We start from the raw sequence: 19823 nt of genomic DNA, 5'->3' as shown, positions 1-19823 counted from the left end.
GAGAAGACGCTCCAGCTTTGTACGACACATCTCGGCGGTTGTCCGTCACTGCGAGAGATTTCTTCATCACTCAAGTGGGTTTCTCCTTCACTCACGAACATTTCTCCGACACTTAGCAGAATTTCTCGATAACGTGACACCATTCAACACGGTTAAGGGATTACATTGGGCGCGCTTCGCTTGTTGAAGGATGGGCTAGCTCTCTGGGAGAAGCAGCTCTAGCTTTGTCCGACACATCTTGGCGGTTATCCGTCACTGCGAGAGATTTATCCTTCACTCAAGTGAGTTTCTCGTTCACTCACGGACATTTCTCCGACACTTAGCAGCATTTCTCGATAACGAGACACAATTCAACACGGTTAAGGGATTACATTGGGTGCGCTTCGCTTGTTGAGGGCTGGGCTCCACCGCTGTGAAGTTGAATCGGAAAGATGCTACCACTTATCGGTACCTTGACGGGACGATTCGGCAATATGGACACTGGAATCGGCATTATCATCCGAACAATCGGCAACACGGGCGAATTTATCGGCATCGAGACACAATTCAATCCTAAGAATCGCCCCACCATCTAATGCAGACGCCCCTTCCTTCCAGTCCCCCCTGCATATACTGCAGGGTACACCGAGGAGGCAAGGACTATGCAGTGGATTATGATACTTTTCCTTGGCATCGCTGCCAACTTAGATAATTTAGGGATTGGATTAGCTTATGGGATTCAAAAAACGAAGATCCCCCTTCGATCGAACGTCACCATTGCGCTCGTGTCGATGATTGTTACGTATTTCGCAATGGTCACTGGTGACAGGTTGTCGACCTATATATCAGTCTGGACTGCTGATCTCATAGGCGGGTTGTTGCTAAGTAGTATCGGTGTTTGGATGTTGCTCCAGCCAAAGCCTGTACAACCGAATCCATTTGAAAATCCCACAGTCGCGGATATTGATGGCGACCGGATTATTTCCATTCGCGAAGCGCTCCCTCTCGGCTTTTTGTTGTCGGCAAATTGTTTGGCGGCGGGATTCGGAATGGGCGTTAGTGGCAGCTCCATGCTTGGCACGATTTCCTCGGTCGGTTTCTTTTCATTCATCACAATTGGCGCAAGCCATCGATTCGGATCGATTCTTTCTCGTACGTGGATTGGCAAGTATCCAGCTGGAATTGCAGGTGGATTGCTCATCATAATTGGGTTAGTCGAAGTACTTTTTTAACATCCCCCACACAAAAAGCTCGTACCCCTTTACTGACAAGGGTACGAGCTTTTGTAGTGTTCACTTATAATCGTTCGTTCAATACTTCTTCAAATACCAGTCCAATAAATGTCTTCCCGATATATTCCATCGAGCGTTCATCTACATCGAACATAGGGTGATGATGTGGGTAGACAGCTTGAATTTCAGGATTTCTTCCGCCAGCAATGAAGAACGAACCCTTCACCGCTTTCTGATAGTAGGCAAAGTCTTCACTTCCCATCATCGGTTCACCGTAACTCACTTTTTCTTCGCTGAAAATCTTCGTTGCTACGTCTTTTACTCGCGCGGTCTCTTCAGGATCATTCCAAATGGAAGGGCAATCACTGATGTAATCCAACTTATACTCGGCACCCGCCGCTTCACACGTGGATTTCACGATTTGCTTCAACGCGCCTTCAATCATTTCACGAACTTCTTCGTTATACGTTCGGACGGTTCCTTTAATGATTGCTTGGTTTGGAATGACATTATGCCCTTCACCACTATGCAACGAACCGACTGTCACAGCCGCCGCTTGTTGCGGACTCACACGACGACTAACAATTTGCTGCAAATTGACGACGAGCTGACTTGCTGTAACAAGTGCGTCAACCGTTTCATGGGGAGACGCGCCGTGACCGCCTTTTCCAATCACTTCAATCGTGAAATCATCTTGCGCTGAAGACGAATACCCTTCCATTACTTGCACTGTACCAACAGGTTCAGTCGACATGACGTGTGCACCATAAATGACGTCAACGCCATCCAAACAGCCATCTTTAACCATTAAATCTGCTCCACCAGGTGTCGTTTCTTCCGCAAATTGGTGAACGAAAATCACAGTACCTGGGATCTGTTCCCGTACTTCAGACAGCACTTTCGCAACACCGAGTAACGACGCCGTATGTAAATCATGTCCGCATGCGTGCATCACACCAGGTACCTTCGATTTGTATGGCACTTCTTTTTCATCTTGGATCGGTAATGCATCAAAATCAGCACGTAACGCAATCGTTCTACCGGGCTTCCCGCCAACTAACGTTCCAACTACTCCTCGACCGCCAACCCCTTCGCGTACATCGATACCGAGTTTCCTAAGGTATTCCGCGATCATTTTCGGTGTTTCCACCTCTTCGTTCGAGAGTTCCGGATGTTGGTGCAACTCGCGGCGAATCGAGACTTGTTCAGGATATAGTTCGTCTAAACGATCGAATAATTGATTTAACACAACAATTCCTCCTTAGTTGTTACGCAGGCCAGACAAACACGTGCGCAATTGTTACAAATATAGCTCCAAGTACAAATTGAATCAAAATCAATGGCCAAACCCACTTAAACCATTTAGCAAATGAAATTCTGGCCATTGCGAGTGCAGCAAGTAGTAAACCACTCGTTGGCGTAATGATATTTGTCAAACCGTCACCCATTTGGAAAGCAAGTACAGACGTTTGTCGACTCACACCTAATAGATCGGAAAGTGGCGTCATGATCGGCATACTGAGTGCAGCTTGACCGCTTCCTGATGTCACAACAATATTGAGCAAGCATTGCATAATGTACATGCCAATCGCAGCTAAACTCGAAGGCATCTGTGAAACTAGCGTGGTAATTCCATATAGAATCGTATCAATCGTGCTACTATCTTGCAAAATGACCAAAGCACCGTAAGCAAATCCGACGACCAAGGCACCGACCACCAATTCTTCGCACCCTTTTACAAACGAAACTGCCGTGCCGTTGATCCCTTTCCCGTTTACGAGACCGATGATAAGCGCCATAATTAGGAACAAAGCAGAAATTTCAGTAATGTACCACTCGAATTTGATAACCCCGAATCCAAGAGCAATCAGCGTTGCGACCAAAATAATAAGTGTCGTAATCTGCTTCCCTGTCAACGTATGTTCTTTGACCAGATCCACTCGGATATTGCGCTTCTTATCCTCTTCATACACAAGACTCGCTTTAGGATTTTTACGTACTTTATGTGCATAGCGAAGTACGTAAAGAATCGCAACCACCATATAAATGGCCCAAAAAACAACGCGCAATCCCATTCCAGAGAACATCGGAACTTCAGCTATCCCTTGTGCCACGCCGACTGTAAAAGGATTCATAAAGGCAGCCGTAAAACCTGACGCAACCCCTACTAACACCATACCTGTCCCGACTAACGAGTCAAATCCCATCATAATCGCAAGTGGAATCATAATGAGGATGAACGGTAGCGATTCTTCAAACATCCCAATTGCAGCTCCACCTAGCCCGAAGAATAGCATCACTATCGGGATCAGATACATCTCTTTCCCTTCCAGTTTAGACGATATGCTGCCAAATGCCCCTTCAATTGCATTCGATTCCCGGAAAACGTTAAACGCACCACCTACTATGAAAATGAAAAAGATGATTGGTGCGCTTTGCACCATTCCCTTATGTACCGCTTCAAACACTGGCAAAATCCCTGCAGGCTTTGCGTCAATTCGATGATAGGACCCATCCACTACATACGAGGTGCCATCATCATTTACGGCACGATCATACTCCCCCGCAGGAATTAAATACGTCGCGATTGCCATGATGATGATCACTGTAAATAAAATAACGAATGGATGTGGTGCTTCCATTTTCCACTTTTTCTTCGAACTCCCTGTCTTCTCTGACATCCATTTCCCCCCTGTTGCATTCTATTTAATTGCTAAGCAGGCACCTACGTAACAACACGCAAATGGCCATTCTCCTAACATATGTATACGTATGCATAAACAGTTATAAGAATCTACTTTCCAACCAGACTAACGATTGATTTTATATACGTTACTACAGTACACAAAGGTAGTCAATGCGGAATTATTATTAATTTAAACGAATCTAACTATACCTATATATGAATAAAAATCCAACTATACACGAATTCAACTCCTCTTATGAATGAGTTGTCTATTAAAACGAGACCTATTTCTCTCATTTAAACTGATGAATTTTCATGCCCGCCATGAGAATATAATTTGTTATAACGAAAAAAACCACTTGCCAACTGTAGGCAAATGGGGGAAGGGATAATTTAGCTTTTTTTTCAATCGTGTCTTTCTTCTCTTGTCTCTATAGAACACAGCTTATTTGTTTCATTTATCCAAAGCGATTAAGCGCATCTAGTGTTTTTCGACGACTCTTCATAAGGATCTGATCTTCCAACAATCGATATGTCAGCACATCCAAGTAAAACAAGCTGGAAATTTGAGTGTTAATGAACTTTTCATCATCCAAGAAGATGTGAGAAGAGATTAGTACGCTCTCATCGGCAAGCGCAGTCAACTCAGCTGCATCATTTGTTGTAATGACAATGACCCGCGCTCCGCAATCTTTTGCCTGTTCCGTAGCGTCCAACACACTTTGAGTTTTACCTGTGTATGAAAAACACATGAATACATCGTCTTCTCTTAAAAGCGCACTTTTCATAACCATTGCATGAGCATCAGTGACTGCTGCTGAATCGATTCCCATACGTTCGATGCGGCTATTGAATTCCATTGCTATCAAACCTGAATTGCCGATGCCACAAAACAACACACGCTTTGCACTAATCAGGTCATTTGCAATTCGCTCCGTTTGTTCTGTGTCCATGAATTGTTGGGTAGACGAAATAATGGACTGATAATAATTTGCTACGCGTTCCACTTCTTCGTCATTTGAACGTTTTTTGGTGTAAGTCGCAAGCAAAGCGTACTTCATTTGCTGGAAGCTCGCAAACCGAATTTTTTTGCAAAAACGGGTGATACTAGAAGGCGACACATCGATTTCTTCAGCCAGATCAGTAATCGATTTCTGTGCGATATTTTTTTCACCTAGCAAGTGTTCTGCAATTTTACGATCGTTCTCGGTGAACTCTGCGCTGTGCTTTTGCAGTCGATTTTCAAAGTCCATAGGCCAAATCCTTTCACATTTTGGTGTTTCTTTCATCATAGCATAGCCTAAAACCGCTAACACCTCTTTGAAAATACAGTTTCCTACATTGACAATAGTGAAAGCGTTTGCTATTCTATTAAAAATATTTCCAGGAGGTATAGTTTTAATGAAAAACTTTTTCGGTAAAGCGCAACAGTTCGGTAAATCCTTCATGTTGCCAATCGCCATCTTACCTGCTGCTGGTTTGCTGCTCGGAATCGGGGGCGCGTTATCCAATCCAAATACAATCAGTTCTTATCCGATTTTAGATCAGAACTTCTTACAAGCACTATTTACCATAATGAGTAGCGCGGGAAGTATTGTATTCGCCAATCTCCCTATCATCTTTGCGGTCGGGATTGCAATCGGTCTAGCCCGATCCGATAAAGGGACAGCCGCACTCGCAGCACTTGTCGGTTACTTAGTCATGAACGCGACCATTAACGCAATCTTGATCATTACCGATTCACTCGCTGTCGACAATCTATCTGCTGTCGGACAAGGAACTGCGTTAGGCATTCAAACGCTCGAGATGGGTGTATTCGGTGGTATCGTTGTCGGAATCATGGCTGGCATGTTGCACAATCGATTCAACAAAATCGAGTTGCCTCAGTATTTAGGATTTTTCGGAGGCTCCCGCTTCATACCTATCGTAACGGCATTTTCAGCTATCATACTCGGAGCAATCATGTATCTCGTATGGCCACTGTTCCAAAACCTAATTGCAGAAGCTGGTAATTTGGTCAATGCGACAGGTGTCATTGGAACGTTCTTGTATGGATTCATCCTACGTATGCTCGGACCTTTCGGATTGCACCATATTTTCTACTTACCATTTTGGCAAACAGGCCTTGGCGGTTCACTAGAAATCGGAGGTCAACTCGTCCAAGGAACGCAAAACATTTTCTTTGCACAACTAAGTGACCCGACTACCGAACGATTCTTTGAAGGCACATCCCGCTTCATGTCCGGTCGTTTCATTACAATGATGTTCGGTCTTCTCGGCGCAGCGCTTGCGATTTATCACACAGCGAAGCCTGAGCACAAAAAGGTTGTGGGCGGTCTCATGCTTTCTGCAGCATTGACGTCTTTCTTGACAGGAATTACAGAGCCACTTGAGTTCTCGTTCTTATTCATTGCACCTGCCCTATACGTGGTCCACGCCGTATTTGACGGACTGGCATTCATGTTGGCAGACATTTTCAATATTACAATCGGTCAGACATTCTCTGGTGGTTTTATCGACTTCATGCTCTTCGGAGTCTTGCAGGGTGAGGCCAAGACGAATTGGATGTATGTCATTCCAATCGGGATCGTTTGGTTCTTCCTGTACTACTTCACATTCAAGTTCATGATTCGCAAGTTCAACTTTAAAACACCTGGTCGTGAAGATGAAAAAGCCGTTGAACCAGCTGATGGTCAATCGTCTATCGATCCTCAAGTAAGCCGCTCACATACAATCATCGATGCCCTCGGAGGAAAAGGTAACATTCTAGACCTCGATAATTGCGCGACTCGGCTACGGGTTACAGTGAAAGATCCTGATCTCGTGAAGAAAGAGGTTTTCCCATCGACAGGCAGCAAAGGGATCATCATGAACGGTACTGGAGTCCAAGTCGTATATGGTCCTCAAGTTTCTGTCGTGAAGAACGAAGTGGAAGAAATTTTAGAGCAATAAGGAGGAAATCTCATGCATTTACCATCGGACTTGATCGTTTCCTGCCAGGCACTTGAAGACGAACCGTTACACTCATCTTTCATCATGAGTAAACTCGCACTCGCTGCGTTTCAAGGTGGAGCAAAAGGGATTCGCGCCAATTCGAAAGAAGATATTTTAGCGATTAAGCAAGAAGTTTCACTGCCTGTAATTGGGATTGTGAAACGGAACTATCCAAAATCCGATGTCTATATTACAGCAACCCGTGTTGAGGTGGATGAATTGCTTGCGAGCGGTTGCGAAGTGATTGCAATGGATGCCACTCTTGCATCGCGTCCTGCAGAGTCCCTCAAGGAATTAGTTGACTATGTACGCGCAACTTCACCGAATGTCGAGCTCATGGCAGACATTGCAACCGTAGAAGAAGCGGTTCATGCGGATCAGCTCGGCTTCGACTATATCGGGACGACGTTACATGGTTACACCGCCAACACGACAGGTCAGAAAGTGTATAACAATGATTTCGCATTCTTGAAGGAAGTGTTGAATGCAGTGTCTGCGCCAGTGATTGCAGAAGGCAACATCGCGACACCCGACATGCTGAAGCGCGTGTTTGAACTTGGTGTATACGCTGCGGTTGTCGGCGGTGCGATTACACGCCCCCGTGACATAACCCGAACGTTTGTCAATGAATTGCAAAACGCTCGTGCAGATTCTTGATTCGCTAAAAAGTCACCCTTTTAAAGGGTGGCTTTTAAAATTGCCGTTCAACATAGCACAATTTAACCCCCTTCCAGAAATCTCGAAGGGGGTTACTTGTCTTTATTTTAATTGTAATTTTTCTTGTATTGCTTCCCACATCACGGCATACCCTGCGCTCGTTGGATGTGGACTATCTGGTTCCATCAAATCTTCATATGATTTGTTAGGGTGCTGAGCTAGATATGCATTCAAAGCATCGTAATGCGACACAAACAGATACCCATTTTCACTGCTAATTCGCTTCAACAAGTTGTTGATACTGTCCGGTGAGAACTGATAGTTTGCGATTTCGTTTGTAGAGGGTGGCGGTGCCATGACAACCATGAGCTCCGACCGATTCTCCACCTCGCTTAGCAACTTGCGAATCGTTTGCTCATACTGATCGAGGTCTCCAATAAGACGGTCGTTCGTACCCAACATGACGAACACAACATCTTCTTTGGATGAAACGAGTTTATCTACGCGCTCCAACGACCATTTCGCCGTCTTTCCACTAATGCCTGCATTGAAGAAATCTATCGATCCAAATTCCGTCTTTGTAGCATACGTGCGGAACCGATTTGCCCACGTATCCGCGTCATGGTCCGATTCACGATACGTCGATTTCCCGTCTTGTAAAATCACGCGTCCATCTATAGGTATCTTATACCCATCTCCTCCAGCTCCAGCGGTAATACTATCGCCGATCAATTTGATGGACTTCACGTTTTCGCTTTTTAACTTGTTTGCAAGTTGACCGTAAGACTCAGGCATGGACTTTGTTATTTTATCCATCTCAGCACGGTACACGAATACCGCAAACTCACCGCGCTTCAGAAAATCGTCTGTGCCAAACTGCGTTTCTGACTTCCCTCTAGTTATCCCGTTGGAAACCAATCCCGCAACCGCGTTTATATAACGACTGTTGACATCACGAAACGAAACGCTTGAAACATCGCCTTGCAATGCATAAGCCTTCGTATGGCTTAACATAAGCGCCATCTCGCCTCGTTTAATAGGCTCTGTGAATCCGAAATAATTATCGCTCTTCCCTCGGATAATTCCTGCATATTTCAAAGCACTCACTGCCTGATTAGCACGTGCAGGAACGTCAGAAAATTCCCGAATGGCAGAGGGATTCATCGGCAACTCCAGTGCATTTGCCAATATCACCGCTGCACTTCCTCGAGTAATCGGTTGCCCTGTACCAAAAAGTGTCGGCGAAATTCCATTTGTATAATTCTTGCTCGTTAAGTAATTCACGGATTCTTCGTAAGCAGGCGAGACATCCCGAAAGCCATCCGCCTCCGCCATCACCGGCGATATGAATGATATCGTGATCATCAATACAATTAGTAATGCCCACTTCTGATAGATTTTCTTATCTCTCTTCAATTCGTTGCCCCCTGTTGTAATCAGCTATGCCTAAGTTATTGTTTATATCGACTAAAATTATACAATTTGAATAATTATTTGACGGAGTTGAATGAAAGCGAAGAGAGTCAATTATGTGCTCGGATCACTCTCACTCGAGAGCTTATTGAGCCCTTTGGCGAATGAGTTTATTATTAAATTCCAGCTTCGACAATCCAGATAGTCCTAGACAATCAGTTTTCATACTAGAAAGCAACCTATTATTGTCTCTGTTTCTTACAACGCACATTTTCTAATACTATCATGCCTTTTGAAAGCTGAATAAAACCTACAGAACAAGCGGATATGATTCCTTTGTACTGTATACTTTTTTTCATTTTCTAGATAAGATAGTCTTATCATGCAGTGGAGGTTGAACTAGATGAGCTGGTCTGTTCTCGGTATTTTCGTCCTGCTAGTCACTTGGGGATTTACTAAGTCAATAAGTATAGGAATCGTATTGCTTCTTTCGTGCTGCGCACTTTATTCAGGTTTTGTCTTCATAAAAAAACAGTCGAAACAATTTGAACAACCGAACAGTAACCAACATTCCTCTCGCCAAGAGTTTTTAGCAAGTGAACTGAAGCGGCTCAAGGACTTACGGGAATCTGGTCTGCTTACTGAAGACGAACTCTCTGTTCAAAATAGACTTCTATCTTGCAGCAAAAAGAACACCTACATACAATCCTAAATCGGATTTCTATAAAGCAAACCAGCCGTTATCATCCGGCTGGTTTTTCTATATCTTACGACACGCCTACGAAAGTACCGAAATTCCACACAAAAAAACGGACTCTAAAACGATAGAGCCCGCTTTTTCTTAGATTTATAACTTCACAACAAACTTTCTAATGCTTGTTTAACGGTTGCATAATGCTTTGTTCCCGCAAAATCCATACCTGAATTAACAATCTTCTGTGCAAGTTCGGGTCTAAGTCCCGTCGTAATGACAAGAATCCCCATCAGACTGAGTGCGTCTTCAATTTGATGAAGTGATCGGATTACTAGTTCATCCACTGAAACGAGACCAGAGAAATCGGCAATCGTACACTCCACATCCATTTGCGCAACTTTAGGCAAGACATTATTCATAATCGCAAACGCTCGATCATCAGTAATTTCTCCGATAAACGGTATAATGACAATGCCATCCTGCACTGGGACAATGGGTGCCGATAACTTAGCAAGCTCCTGCTGAGTACTTTTCCGATAAAGTTCAGATAGCTTCTCAAATGCATAATACGTTTCGTTGAGACTGATATCCAGCATTGCATTTACTTGTTTGTTGACAAGGGCAAACTCTCTTAATGAAAGCTCCAGTTTTTCACTTATTTCAGCAAGTACATCCGAGAATACAATTCGTGTGGAAGGATATCGATCGACAATGACAGAGATTTTACCTCCGTTTTTTGTCTGCATGGCAGCATTGCTACGACTCCATGTCATAAGTGCTTCCGGAATTTCAAGATGCTCGCTTCGTAGTGATTCTCCTAGTGACTTCCAAAGTTCCTTGTACATAAGCAACGCCTGTTGCTGCTCAACTTGCGGGACATCGACTGGTAGTTTTTCGCAAACCCGTTCAACGATGGTCGCTGCTAGTTCATCTGTATGTTCCGTTATATAGTGAATGAATTGATCAAATGGTTTCATATCTAATCACACCCCAATAATTTCCTACTGCCATTATACAGGATTTAGTGAAACGTGACCATCAATGACACAATGGGTTTTATTAAAATCATTAGTTTTTTCTATTATTCTGTCCTTTAATTCTACTCGCCTTTATTTAAGTCTCGTTAGAACTCACCTCTACAGGATATCCCTTCTTCGATAACCGAACAATCCAATGACAACTAACACTGCAGCTGTTCCTAGCAAACTGCATTCCGCCATCCAATTCACTGATTCACTTGGCCACTCTGACACCCACCCGAATGGGGAGAGTCTTGCTGCCCAATCCGGCACTTGAAACAAGCTCCCGAGATACAACGTGACAAACGAATAGACGATATACAGCCAGACAAGTGAGCTCCATCGTGGTGCGATACCGATTAGTAAGGAACTCACCCCAATCATCACTGCGATTGCGGGCAGTTGGACAGCGCTCGCCCCGAATACCGTTGCAATCGTTAGCGGTTCAGCCATAACACTCCTCCCCGCTAGCCACAACCCAATTGCTGCAAGAGAATTCATCACAACTCCATTCATGACTGCTACGAATACATATCCTCCCATTAGTTGTGTCCTCGATACGCGGCGGCCAAGCACACTATCGACTCGACCTTTCTTCTCTTCACCCACTAATTTGTGCAGCGCTAGAATTCCAGGGATGGTAGCAATGAATGCCATGACGAGCATCAGCATGGGTAAAAACTGTTCAGCGACAGGTCTATCTGAGTTACCAGTAAGCATATTCGCTAGTAATGCGTTTCCATCGAAAAACGATTCCAAATCACCAAGGACGGAACCATATGAGAGTCCAAGGATGAGCATTCCGATTGCCCAAACGCTAATTCCTGTCCGTTGCAGCCGCAACACGAGCGCAAGTGGAGTTTTGAGGAAAGCAGAAGCATGTTCCCTACCCGGCTTCTGGTGGATGAATCCTGAACCGAGGTCTCGTTTCCCTTGCAAAATACCAGCTATACTCCCTAACACCACACTACTAACAGCTAAAAACACAATCGGCCATCCATTGTTTTCACTAAATGGTTGAGCGGAAGTTACCCATCCGAATGGAGACAACCAAATCATTACCGATTCTGTAACATTCCCTGACGATTGGATCACATACGAACCTACCAGAACAATCATCGCAAGAGTCGTCGCCCCGCGCGCGCTTTCTACCAGCTGCGCACAAACTACTGCAACTCCAGCAAAAAAGAGACCCACTCCTCCAAGAGTCAATCCATATAATAACGCTCCGGAACTCTCCATACCCTCTATTCCCAAACACGTGAGACCTATCCAAAGAACAAATGCTAGGACTGTATTTATCCCCAACAAAACAGTCATCGCGGCAAGTAGTGGAGAACGTCGATCTACGGAAAGGGATCGGACCATTTCCATCATACCCGCTTCCTCTTCAAACCTCGTAAAACGGACAGCTAACAAGGTATTCATCAATGCAACAGCAACTGCGGTGAGCAACAACATCTGATGTGCCGTCATCGCACCAATTGTATAGTTTTCCAAATCACCTGGTCCTACCATCGCCGTCATCGCAGGATTTCTCATCGTTTCAGCTATTCCATCCCGCTGCTCCTGCATTGGATACAACTCCTGTAATGCAAGCGGTACAGAAAACGTTACAAAGGAAATGCTCATAATCCAAAGAAGTAATCGGAAGAAATCACGTCGGATGATGAACCTAGTCAGTCGACCGCTTCCTGCCATAGAACGTCCCATTAAGAATCACCTTCTTCTGCTCTTCCAGTCACGTCTCCGTAATGTTGCATAAACAAATCTTCGAGCGTAGGTGGCGCACTCTCCAACCTCCGGATGCCATACGGACTCAAATACGACATAACAGCATCGAGTTTATCACCGTCCACCTGAAACTTCCAACCATCTCCAGCTTCCACCAACTCATGAACACCTGGTATCTGCCTGATATCGGTAACAGGTGAATTTAACTCCACATACAGGTTCGAACGCGTCAAATGACGCAATTCTGCTAGCGTTCCTGTTTCCACCATCACCCCTGAACGAATAATCCCGACTCGATCACACAATCTCTCCACTTCAGAAAGAATATGACTTGAAAGTAAAACACTCTTCCCAGCAGCTTTCACCTCTTCCACACACTGTTGAAAAACGCGTTCCATCAACGGATCCAATCCTGACGTCGGTTCATCTAGGATGAATAGCTCCGCATCAGATGCAAACGCAGCAACTAGCGCAACCTTCTGCCGATTCCCCTTCGAATACGTCCGACACTTTTTAGAGGTGTCCAAGTTAAACTTCACAATTAGTTCTTCACGGCGTTTTGCGTTCACATCGCCTTGTAAACTAGCAAACAAATCAATGACTTCTCCACCCGTTAAATTTGGCCACAAATTCACATCCCCCGGGACATATGCGATTTTCCGATGAATCTCTACTGCGTCTGACCAAACATCCTGACCGAAAATCGTCGCTGTCCCTGCATCCCGTTTCAACAGCCCCAGCAACACCCGAATCGTCGTGGACTTCCCGGCCCCATTCGGTCCGATGAATCCAAACACTTCGCCTTTTCTCACTTCAAAATCCACGCCATCAAGCGCCCTAAACTTTCCAAACGTCTTCGTCAATCCTTTTACATCTAAAATCGCCATCCCCACACCCCTATTTATAATAAATTCTCTTCAGCACATCTAAAAATGCGTCAAATTCATGCCAATACGAATCCAATTCCAATTCCACAAATGTCTGCCCATCCAGCTTTGCAAGTAGCTCCTTACCATATCCTTCAATCGACCAACTAATGAGTTTCATCACTTCATCTGCAGGTATATCCTCCCGAAATCTGGACAAGTCAATTCCGCTCAACAAACTCGTCATCCCATCCTGCTGCATCTTTTCCAATCGTTCGGCAAGCGCCTTTGGAATTTTTGTCTCTTTCTCTAAAACCACTTGACCGATGAAATGAAACAAGTCCGGATGCAATCGATATACATCCATCTTCATCTTGGCAGAACCTTTCATCCGTTCAATGAAATCCGGTTCTGACACATCAATATATTGAACATACAACTCTTCCATCACATTGAGGGCGCGATCGACCAAATACTCATAAAGAGCTTGTTTCGTTTCAAAATAGTGAAACAGCATTCCCTTTCCGATATGCGCTTCTTTCACAATTCGATTCGTCGATGCCTGTTCATACGGACGCTCCGCAAACTCATGTATTGCCGCATCTATAATTCTTTTTTTCTTAGATTCATCAAGCATTTCAAACGCCTTTACCATTTGCCCACCTCTTTAGACCACCCCGGTCGATTTGATAACAAAAAAATTAGACCACACTGGTCGAAGTAAGAATACCATACTTCGACCAATGCGGTCAATGAAAAATCTGAATAATACATCAAACAACTTTCTCACTTCTCGTGAAGCTCAATCACCTAAATGTATGAATGCGTCCACTGTGATTTGTTCGTTTCCGTCGTTTCACCAGTACCCACAAACTTAGCAAGGTAAGTAAGACAATACAAATTGAAACCGTTAATATAATACCAGGATAGGCTTCATTCCACCCTTCAGGCGATACGTGTTTGTTGTAAATTCCGATATACGCCCAAACGAGGACAAATCCGTAAGAGGCAACCCAATTTTTGAGCAGTGTTGCAATTCCTATAATTGTTCCAGCGAGTAGAATGATGACTGTCCATGTCTGATCTGACAATCCGAAACCGTTCCAATCTATGGAAACGAAATACGAAGTAATATTCGCGATAGTGGCAACTGTAATCCAACCAAAATACACACTAAACGGAAGCCGGATGAAAAACTTCTCTTTAAATGACAGATCAGCTTTCACCGTCATGCCATTGATAATGATTAGGCTCACCAAAATGATGAGCATCAAAACGATCGAAGTCCCCAGCTTTCCATAATGCCATGCTACAATCCATAATGCGTTCGCTACGGATGAAATCGAAAAATAGACCGCGATTTTTTTCACGAGTTGCGTCACTTCTGAACGTTCACCGGATCTGAAGAATCCTAGTTGATAAATGACATGAAACGCAAGTAGCACATAAATAAGTCCCCAAATTGCAAACGTATAACCCGCTGGTGCGAACAGATTGCTATAGGAATCCGACACTTCTCCAGTCGTCATCCCGTTCAGCGGAAGCGCATTCGCCAAGTAGTTCATCACAATCATTACTAGATATGTCACGAGTACAACTACACTCATTTTCCCGAACTTTTTCCGTCGTCCCATTCCAACACCCCTTTTTTAGACAGACGCCTCTAATTAGTCTATTCCTGAAGTCGTCCCGATTAAACCGATTTCACTTCAGTTGCACATTTTTTGTCCGTTCCGCATACCACTTTACAAATTGCTGGGCTTCTTTTATTGGCATATCTGGAAGTGTCTCATGGCGCACCGGTTTAGCACGATTAATAAGACCTATCGTCGCAACACCAAACCATTGCTGAAGTTTCGTCCGTTTCACAGATACTTCGATGATTTTGTCACGTCGCGTCAGAAACGTCGTTTTTTCAAATGTCCCCTGACTTAGTTGAATGAATCGCCCTTTCACCGCATAGGAAGTGTTCCAATAGCCGAGTACTCGGCTTAGTATGAGTAGGACAAGAAGTGTGATTGAAACAATTGCCCACCCAATAGGCAACTCAAATACTTCTGGTCTAAAAATTGTGAGAGGGATCGTTACAATCAGCCAGAACCAATAGGGCTTGATGAGACGAGCCAACAATGATTTCCGTGGCAACCGTTCCGTATCTGGAACTACTTGATAGTCAGGTAGCAACTCTGCAATCATTGCATACGCCCGCTTCACCGGCAAAAACGGATACAACGAACTGACTTCATCCTCATCATCTCCAAGATTACCAGCACTTATCAACTTCACTTCTGCGAGGCCAAGAATTCTTTTCATGAAGGACTGCGTAATTTCCACTGCCTGCACACGTTTCTTCCCGATTGAAAATGCGGTTTCATCCAAAACACCTTTTGAAATATAGATCCTTTCTTCGTCTGAAGCAATTTCATAGTTTCCATATTTCACAAACGTCCATATGACTCCGATCGTTACAGCGAGTACAATTAGACCCACCACTATTCCACCGATAATCCAGCCCGATATCAGAACAGACGCAACCCAACCTTTCACATAGTCCACTACCTCGAACAGTTGAGCAACCTTAGAAAAGAGAGATGCCCCAATCACTAGGATGATCAAAAAGCTAAACGATGTGAACGAAGCTTTAATGGTATCTTTTCGAGTCGGTGTGAAATGGACGACACGATCCGAAGTCATAGCAGCTTTTTCAGTTTCAGAGTCTGTTGTCGGCTTCCCTAATTGCATGAACTCTTTTACTAGGGATTCCAATCGATCCGCTTCCAAACGTGTCAAAGCGTCGAACTTCACATTCGAGTTCATCCCAGACGTACCAGTTTCAAAAGTTATGGAAGTCATCCCGAACAGCTTATGTAAAAACGATGTATGGCGCTGCACGTTTTGGATTTTATCAAAATAGACCGTCCGCTCCGTTTTCTCGAAAATCCCTGTTTTCAGGTGAAACGCAAGTTCGTCAACCGCATACTTTCGGGTGATCCATTTCAGAATACTGGCGATGATTGTAAGGGCTACTGATACTAACAGAAGTATACGACCCAATCGGGCTATCCAAGAGTCTGAACCGTAGTTGACTACCACGACAAACGCAAGAATTGCATAGCTTTTCAAAAATGCGGCGAATTCGAACAGGATGGATAACGGATGGTATCGCCTCATTTTCATCATTCATCCACTTCCCTGATTTTTGCGTAGCGGGCAATCTGATTTCTCACTTCAATCGCTACTTCTTTCGGCAACGCAGGTATTCCATGACTCGATCCCATCGTTTCTATTTCCAATGAATATAAACCGAAGCGTCTCAAAATCGGTCCTTGATTTGTCGAAACCGCTTGAATCTTTGCCATCGGAATGAGCTCATAACTTTCATGAAACGCACCTGATTTAATCTGAAGAAATTCATCATTCACTCCATAACGAAAATGCTTATGGAAATAGACTGGCCTTAATCCAATTGACCAGACCGCCGATATCAGAGTGAGTCCTGTGAATCCATATACAATCCAATGAGTCCAAGACCACCAAGAAAAGTACACACTGATGGCGTATAAAACCCCAAAAATTGCCAGCATGATTACATGGCTGATGGTCGATCCCCATCTTAGCGCAGGTACCGCTTCAACAGCTAAACAATGCGTTGGTGTTTGAATATCCTCCTCCAACACGAGTCCCCCTAACTTCTTCTCTTTTCCCTATTACACCAAATATCGACAGAGGTTTCAAAGGAATCGATGGTAGTTTGAGGAATTTGTTGGATTTTGGATTAAATCTGCATAATTCTCTAAATGTAACCGCATCTTTTGGAGAAGATGAGAGCTCTTTTAAATCAAACGCAGTGCTACCAATTAATCCTTTTACGGTGTTGAATTGTGTCTCGTTTCCGATTAATTCCTCCCTATTGCCGATTCTTAGCTTGGAAGTTCCGATTCCTCTATCCAATGTTCTGATTCCTCGCTTAAAACTTCCGATACCCCCTGACATTTTGCCGATAAATCTTTCTCCATACAAAAAATCCCGCAGCGCACGAAGCGCTCGCGGGATTCTAGAATTCATTTACCTAAAACTTCCTTCGCCGCATCGCCCAGTACATGCAATTCATGCATCGGGCGCGTCATTGCCACATACAGCAACTTGCGGTCAATTGGTGAATCTCGAAATGGATCTTCAAATGCTGCCACTATGACCGCATCGAATTCCAATCCTTTCGATAAAACACTCGGCACGATGAGCATACAGGAATCATCAATATCGCTTTGATCGTCCAGCAATTGGACCGCCAATCCACCCTCCGACAACACCCCAAAAAGTTGTTTCGCTTCGGCATTCGTTTTACAAATCATCGCGACAGAGCGATGACCACGCCCCGAAATCGATTCGTAAATCTCTCGCACTCGTCCAATATCCAACTCTTTCATTTCATGAAACGCAGGCTCGATTCCATGACGAACTACCGGCTCAACAAGTGGCAAATCCTCCTCCATTTGCGCGAGCACCGTGTTCGCCAGATTCATGATTTCAATCGTTGTCCGATAACTCTTCTGAAGCGTCGTATACGTAGCTGTCGGGAGCATGTTCCGCACTGGTTCCCATGACGTAAGTGCGCGATAACTATGAATTCCTTGCGCCAAGTCGCCAACCAGCGTGAACAATTCCGTCTCAAGTCCATCATGTAACGCAGCCAACTGATACTCACTGTAATCTTGCGCTTCATCGATGAAAACAACTCGCATCTTCCATTCATTATCGAGCCCCTTCAGCTGCACATGCAAGTCGTAAAGTGCCGCCAAGTCTTCAGATTCCCACGTATTTTTCAAATGTACTTCTTGGAATGAAACCTTAAACGCTTCCGACCACTCAGGCGCTAGTTCTGTCTGTAATTCAGAATCCGTCAGCAGACTCCGATACAATTGCTTGACGTTGAACTTTTTGAAACGCTTCATATAAGAAGCAACCTTCTGCTTCCCTTCTTTCTCAATCTTAGGAAGTCTCTCGTCACGCTCGTCCATGATTCGTGTGATACGAGCCCTACGCTTTTCATCATCCCGAATTCCATACAATGCTTTATCTAGCGCAGCTTCATATTTATCTGATAAAAGTTGGTAGAGCTGTTTGCGCTTGCGCGTGACCTCGGATTTCATGATCAATTTAATGCGTTCAAGCCGTTTTTCGATTGGTAAGTATCCGAAGTCTTCCATGAATAATTTTCGCAATCTCTTCGCACCCATGATGCGATAATTGTCGATGAAAACATCTTCAAAAAGTGCCACTGTTTGTTGTTCGAGTTTTTCCACGTACTTCGCCATAATCAACCGATACTCTCCGGATCCTTTCATCCTAGCAATGGTTATCGTCATTTCATCCAATGAATCTGATGATGCCAATCGCTCAAGTTTTGCATTCGTATCAGTCAGTTTCACCTTCAAACCTGTCGCATTCAAAACATATTCTTCAAACGTCGTCTGGCAAATACTGCCCACTCCGAGCTCAGGCAGCACATCTCCGATATAATCCATGAACAACTTGCTCGGTGCAAGAATCATCAACTTTTCAGCAGGGAAATCTGTTCCTTTTGTATAAAGAAAGTAGGAAATCCGGTGCAATGCAATCGTGGTTTTTCCACTGCCAGCAGCACCTTGCACAATGATCGGCTTGCGCAAACTCGCTCGAATGATATCATTCTGTTCTGACTGGATCGTCGAGATAATTTCCGTCAACCTGACATCTGCTTTGCCCGCAAGCGCTTCCTGCAATAACTCATCGTTCGTCGTCAAGTCAATGTCACGAACATCGAGCAACTCGCCCTCTTCAATCTGATATTGCCGCTTTGAATGCAAATGCCCGCTGACTTCTTCACCTCGGACATCATACGTCATTTCACCTAAACGTCCGTCATAATAAACATTCGCGACAGGTGACCGCCAGTCGACAATAATTGGTTCTTGCGTCTCCTGATGAAACACCGATGTCTTACCAATGTACAGAAATTGGTCTTTTTCATCATCAGGTTGGAAATGAATCCGCGCAAAATACGGCTTCTTCTGGATGGCTTCAAATGCTTCCTTCTGTGAGCGTGCCATTTCGAAAAACCGCGTGTTCGTGAGGATGTTAATGTAACTCATACTGGAATCCAAATAATCCAAATCCGCCATTGCGTGACGAATTTGTTCTTGAGAGGCGTCGACATCACGCTGCGACTCTTCCAAAAGCCGTCGCATGTAATGCACCGTGTAGTCCAGACGCTCAGCCTCAAACTCAAAATCAGGGTGTCTCTGCATGTACAGATCCTCCGCTTTCCTAGAATTTGTCCTGTCGTTTCCGGATGATGATATGATACTGGGGAAATTTGAAACAGAAGATGATTGTACCACTCAAAGTTGTGTAGCGCAAGATGATTTAACAGAAAATTCTGTAGCGCAGGTTTGTTCATAGCGCGCGCGTTCAGACAGGTTGAAATAGCCCATTCCTAGACAAGCGGAGCGCTACCAATTAATCCCTTAATCATGTTGAATTGTATCTCGTTATCGAGAAACTCCCCTA

The 19823-nt window shown here is 44.3% G+C and carries 17 protein-coding genes and 1 pseudogene; 5 read left to right on the top strand and 13 right to left on the bottom strand.

The window, feature by feature from the left end; translation table 11 throughout:
* Positions 1-431: 431 nt before the first annotated feature.
* Complete coding sequence (locus N693_RS20295) at positions 432-575, top strand: hypothetical protein (protein ID WP_156028944.1); 144 nt, start codon at positions 432-434, stop codon at positions 573-575.
* A 63-nt stretch (positions 576-638) separates the two neighbouring features.
* A pseudogene (locus N693_RS0115520) lies at positions 639-1211 on the top strand (manganese efflux pump); the annotation flags it as partial.
* 64 nt (positions 1212-1275) lie between these two features.
* On the opposite strand, the gene N693_RS0115515 reads toward N693_RS0115520, so the two are convergent.
* The 3 genes from N693_RS0115515 to N693_RS19395 form a co-directional block, all read right to left on the bottom strand.
* Positions 1276-2460, bottom strand: a complete 1185-nt coding sequence (locus N693_RS0115515) for an amidohydrolase (protein WP_025785744.1) — start codon at positions 2458-2460, stop codon at positions 1276-1278.
* Positions 2461-2479: 19 nt separating this feature from the next.
* Entirely contained in the window at positions 2480-3892 is a 1413-nt protein-coding gene (locus N693_RS0115510) for a YfcC family protein (RefSeq protein ID WP_025785743.1), read from the bottom strand.
* 463 nt (positions 3893-4355) lie between these two features.
* Positions 4356-5150: a MurR/RpiR family transcriptional regulator gene (locus tag N693_RS19395; RefSeq protein WP_172643604.1), complete on the bottom strand. Its 795-nt coding sequence runs from the start codon at positions 5148-5150 to the stop codon at positions 4356-4358.
* A 148-nt stretch (positions 5151-5298) separates the two neighbouring features.
* Between N693_RS19395 and N693_RS0115500 the strand changes: the two genes are divergently transcribed.
* Complete coding sequence (locus N693_RS0115500; RefSeq protein WP_025785741.1) at positions 5299-6849, top strand: maltose/glucose-specific PTS transporter subunit IIC; 1551 nt, start codon at positions 5299-5301, stop codon at positions 6847-6849.
* Between the two features lie 12 nt (positions 6850-6861).
* The gene (locus tag N693_RS0115495; protein WP_025785740.1) at positions 6862-7548 is read left to right on the top strand and encodes an N-acetylmannosamine-6-phosphate 2-epimerase; all 687 of its coding nucleotides are present in this window, start codon (positions 6862-6864) and stop codon (positions 7546-7548) included.
* A 102-nt stretch (positions 7549-7650) separates the two neighbouring features.
* Here the strand turns inward: N693_RS0115495 and N693_RS0115490 are convergent, their stop codons facing one another.
* The gene (locus N693_RS0115490; protein WP_025785739.1) at positions 7651-8964 is read right to left on the bottom strand and encodes an S-layer homology domain-containing protein; all 1314 of its coding nucleotides are present in this window, start codon (positions 8962-8964) and stop codon (positions 7651-7653) included.
* A gap of 400 nt (positions 8965-9364) precedes the next feature.
* Here N693_RS0115490 and N693_RS0115485 point away from each other — a divergent pair, with 400 nt between their 5' ends.
* Complete coding sequence (locus tag N693_RS0115485; RefSeq protein WP_025785738.1) at positions 9365-9673, top strand: SHOCT domain-containing protein; 309 nt, start codon at positions 9365-9367, stop codon at positions 9671-9673.
* A gap of 143 nt (positions 9674-9816) precedes the next feature.
* Here the strand turns inward: N693_RS0115485 and N693_RS0115480 are convergent, their stop codons facing one another.
* The 9 genes from N693_RS0115480 to helD form a co-directional block, all read right to left on the bottom strand.
* On the bottom strand, positions 9817-10632 hold the full coding sequence (locus N693_RS0115480) for an STAS domain-containing protein (protein ID WP_025785737.1): 816 nt from the start codon (positions 10630-10632) through the stop codon (positions 9817-9819).
* A 159-nt stretch (positions 10633-10791) separates the two neighbouring features.
* The gene (locus tag N693_RS0115475; RefSeq protein ID WP_025785736.1) at positions 10792-12387 is read right to left on the bottom strand and encodes an ABC transporter permease; all 1596 of its coding nucleotides are present in this window, start codon (positions 12385-12387) and stop codon (positions 10792-10794) included.
* Positions 12387-13295, bottom strand: coding sequence for an ABC transporter ATP-binding protein (locus N693_RS0115470; protein WP_025785735.1), 909 nt, complete (start codon positions 13293-13295; stop codon positions 12387-12389). The genes N693_RS0115475 and N693_RS0115470 overlap by 1 nt, the downstream gene beginning before the upstream one ends.
* A gap of 10 nt (positions 13296-13305) precedes the next feature.
* Positions 13306-13929 carry a TetR/AcrR family transcriptional regulator gene (locus N693_RS0115465; RefSeq protein ID WP_025785734.1) on the bottom strand — a complete coding sequence of 208 codons (624 nt, stop codon included), beginning with the start codon at positions 13927-13929 and terminating at the stop codon, positions 13306-13308.
* Positions 13930-14080: 151 nt separating this feature from the next.
* Positions 14081-14908, bottom strand: coding sequence for a hypothetical protein (locus N693_RS0115460; RefSeq protein WP_025785733.1), 828 nt, complete (start codon positions 14906-14908; stop codon positions 14081-14083).
* Between the two features lie 70 nt (positions 14909-14978).
* Positions 14979-16454 carry a PH domain-containing protein gene (locus N693_RS0115455; RefSeq protein ID WP_025785732.1) on the bottom strand — a complete coding sequence of 492 codons (1476 nt, stop codon included), beginning with the start codon at positions 16452-16454 and terminating at the stop codon, positions 14979-14981.
* Positions 16451-16948, bottom strand: coding sequence for a PH domain-containing protein (locus N693_RS0115450; RefSeq protein WP_025785731.1), 498 nt, complete (start codon positions 16946-16948; stop codon positions 16451-16453). The genes N693_RS0115455 and N693_RS0115450 overlap by 4 nt, the downstream gene beginning before the upstream one ends.
* On the bottom strand, positions 16905-17225 hold the full coding sequence (locus tag N693_RS0115445) for a hypothetical protein (protein ID WP_156028943.1): 321 nt from the start codon (positions 17223-17225) through the stop codon (positions 16905-16907). The genes N693_RS0115450 and N693_RS0115445 overlap by 44 nt, the downstream gene beginning before the upstream one ends.
* 110 nt (positions 17226-17335) lie before the next feature.
* A complete protein-coding gene (helD, locus tag N693_RS0115440) occupies positions 17336-19561 on the bottom strand; it encodes an RNA polymerase recycling motor HelD (RefSeq protein ID WP_025785729.1) in 2226 nt (741 codons plus the stop codon).
* Positions 19562-19823: the final 262 nt, after the last annotated feature.

Source organism: Sporosarcina sp. D27 (assembly GCF_000586555.1).
Classification (GTDB): Bacteria; Bacillota; Bacilli; order Bacillales_A; family Planococcaceae; genus Sporosarcina.
The sequence above is the reverse complement of the archived record's forward strand: the minus strand, read 5'-3'. Positions and strand labels throughout refer to the sequence as shown.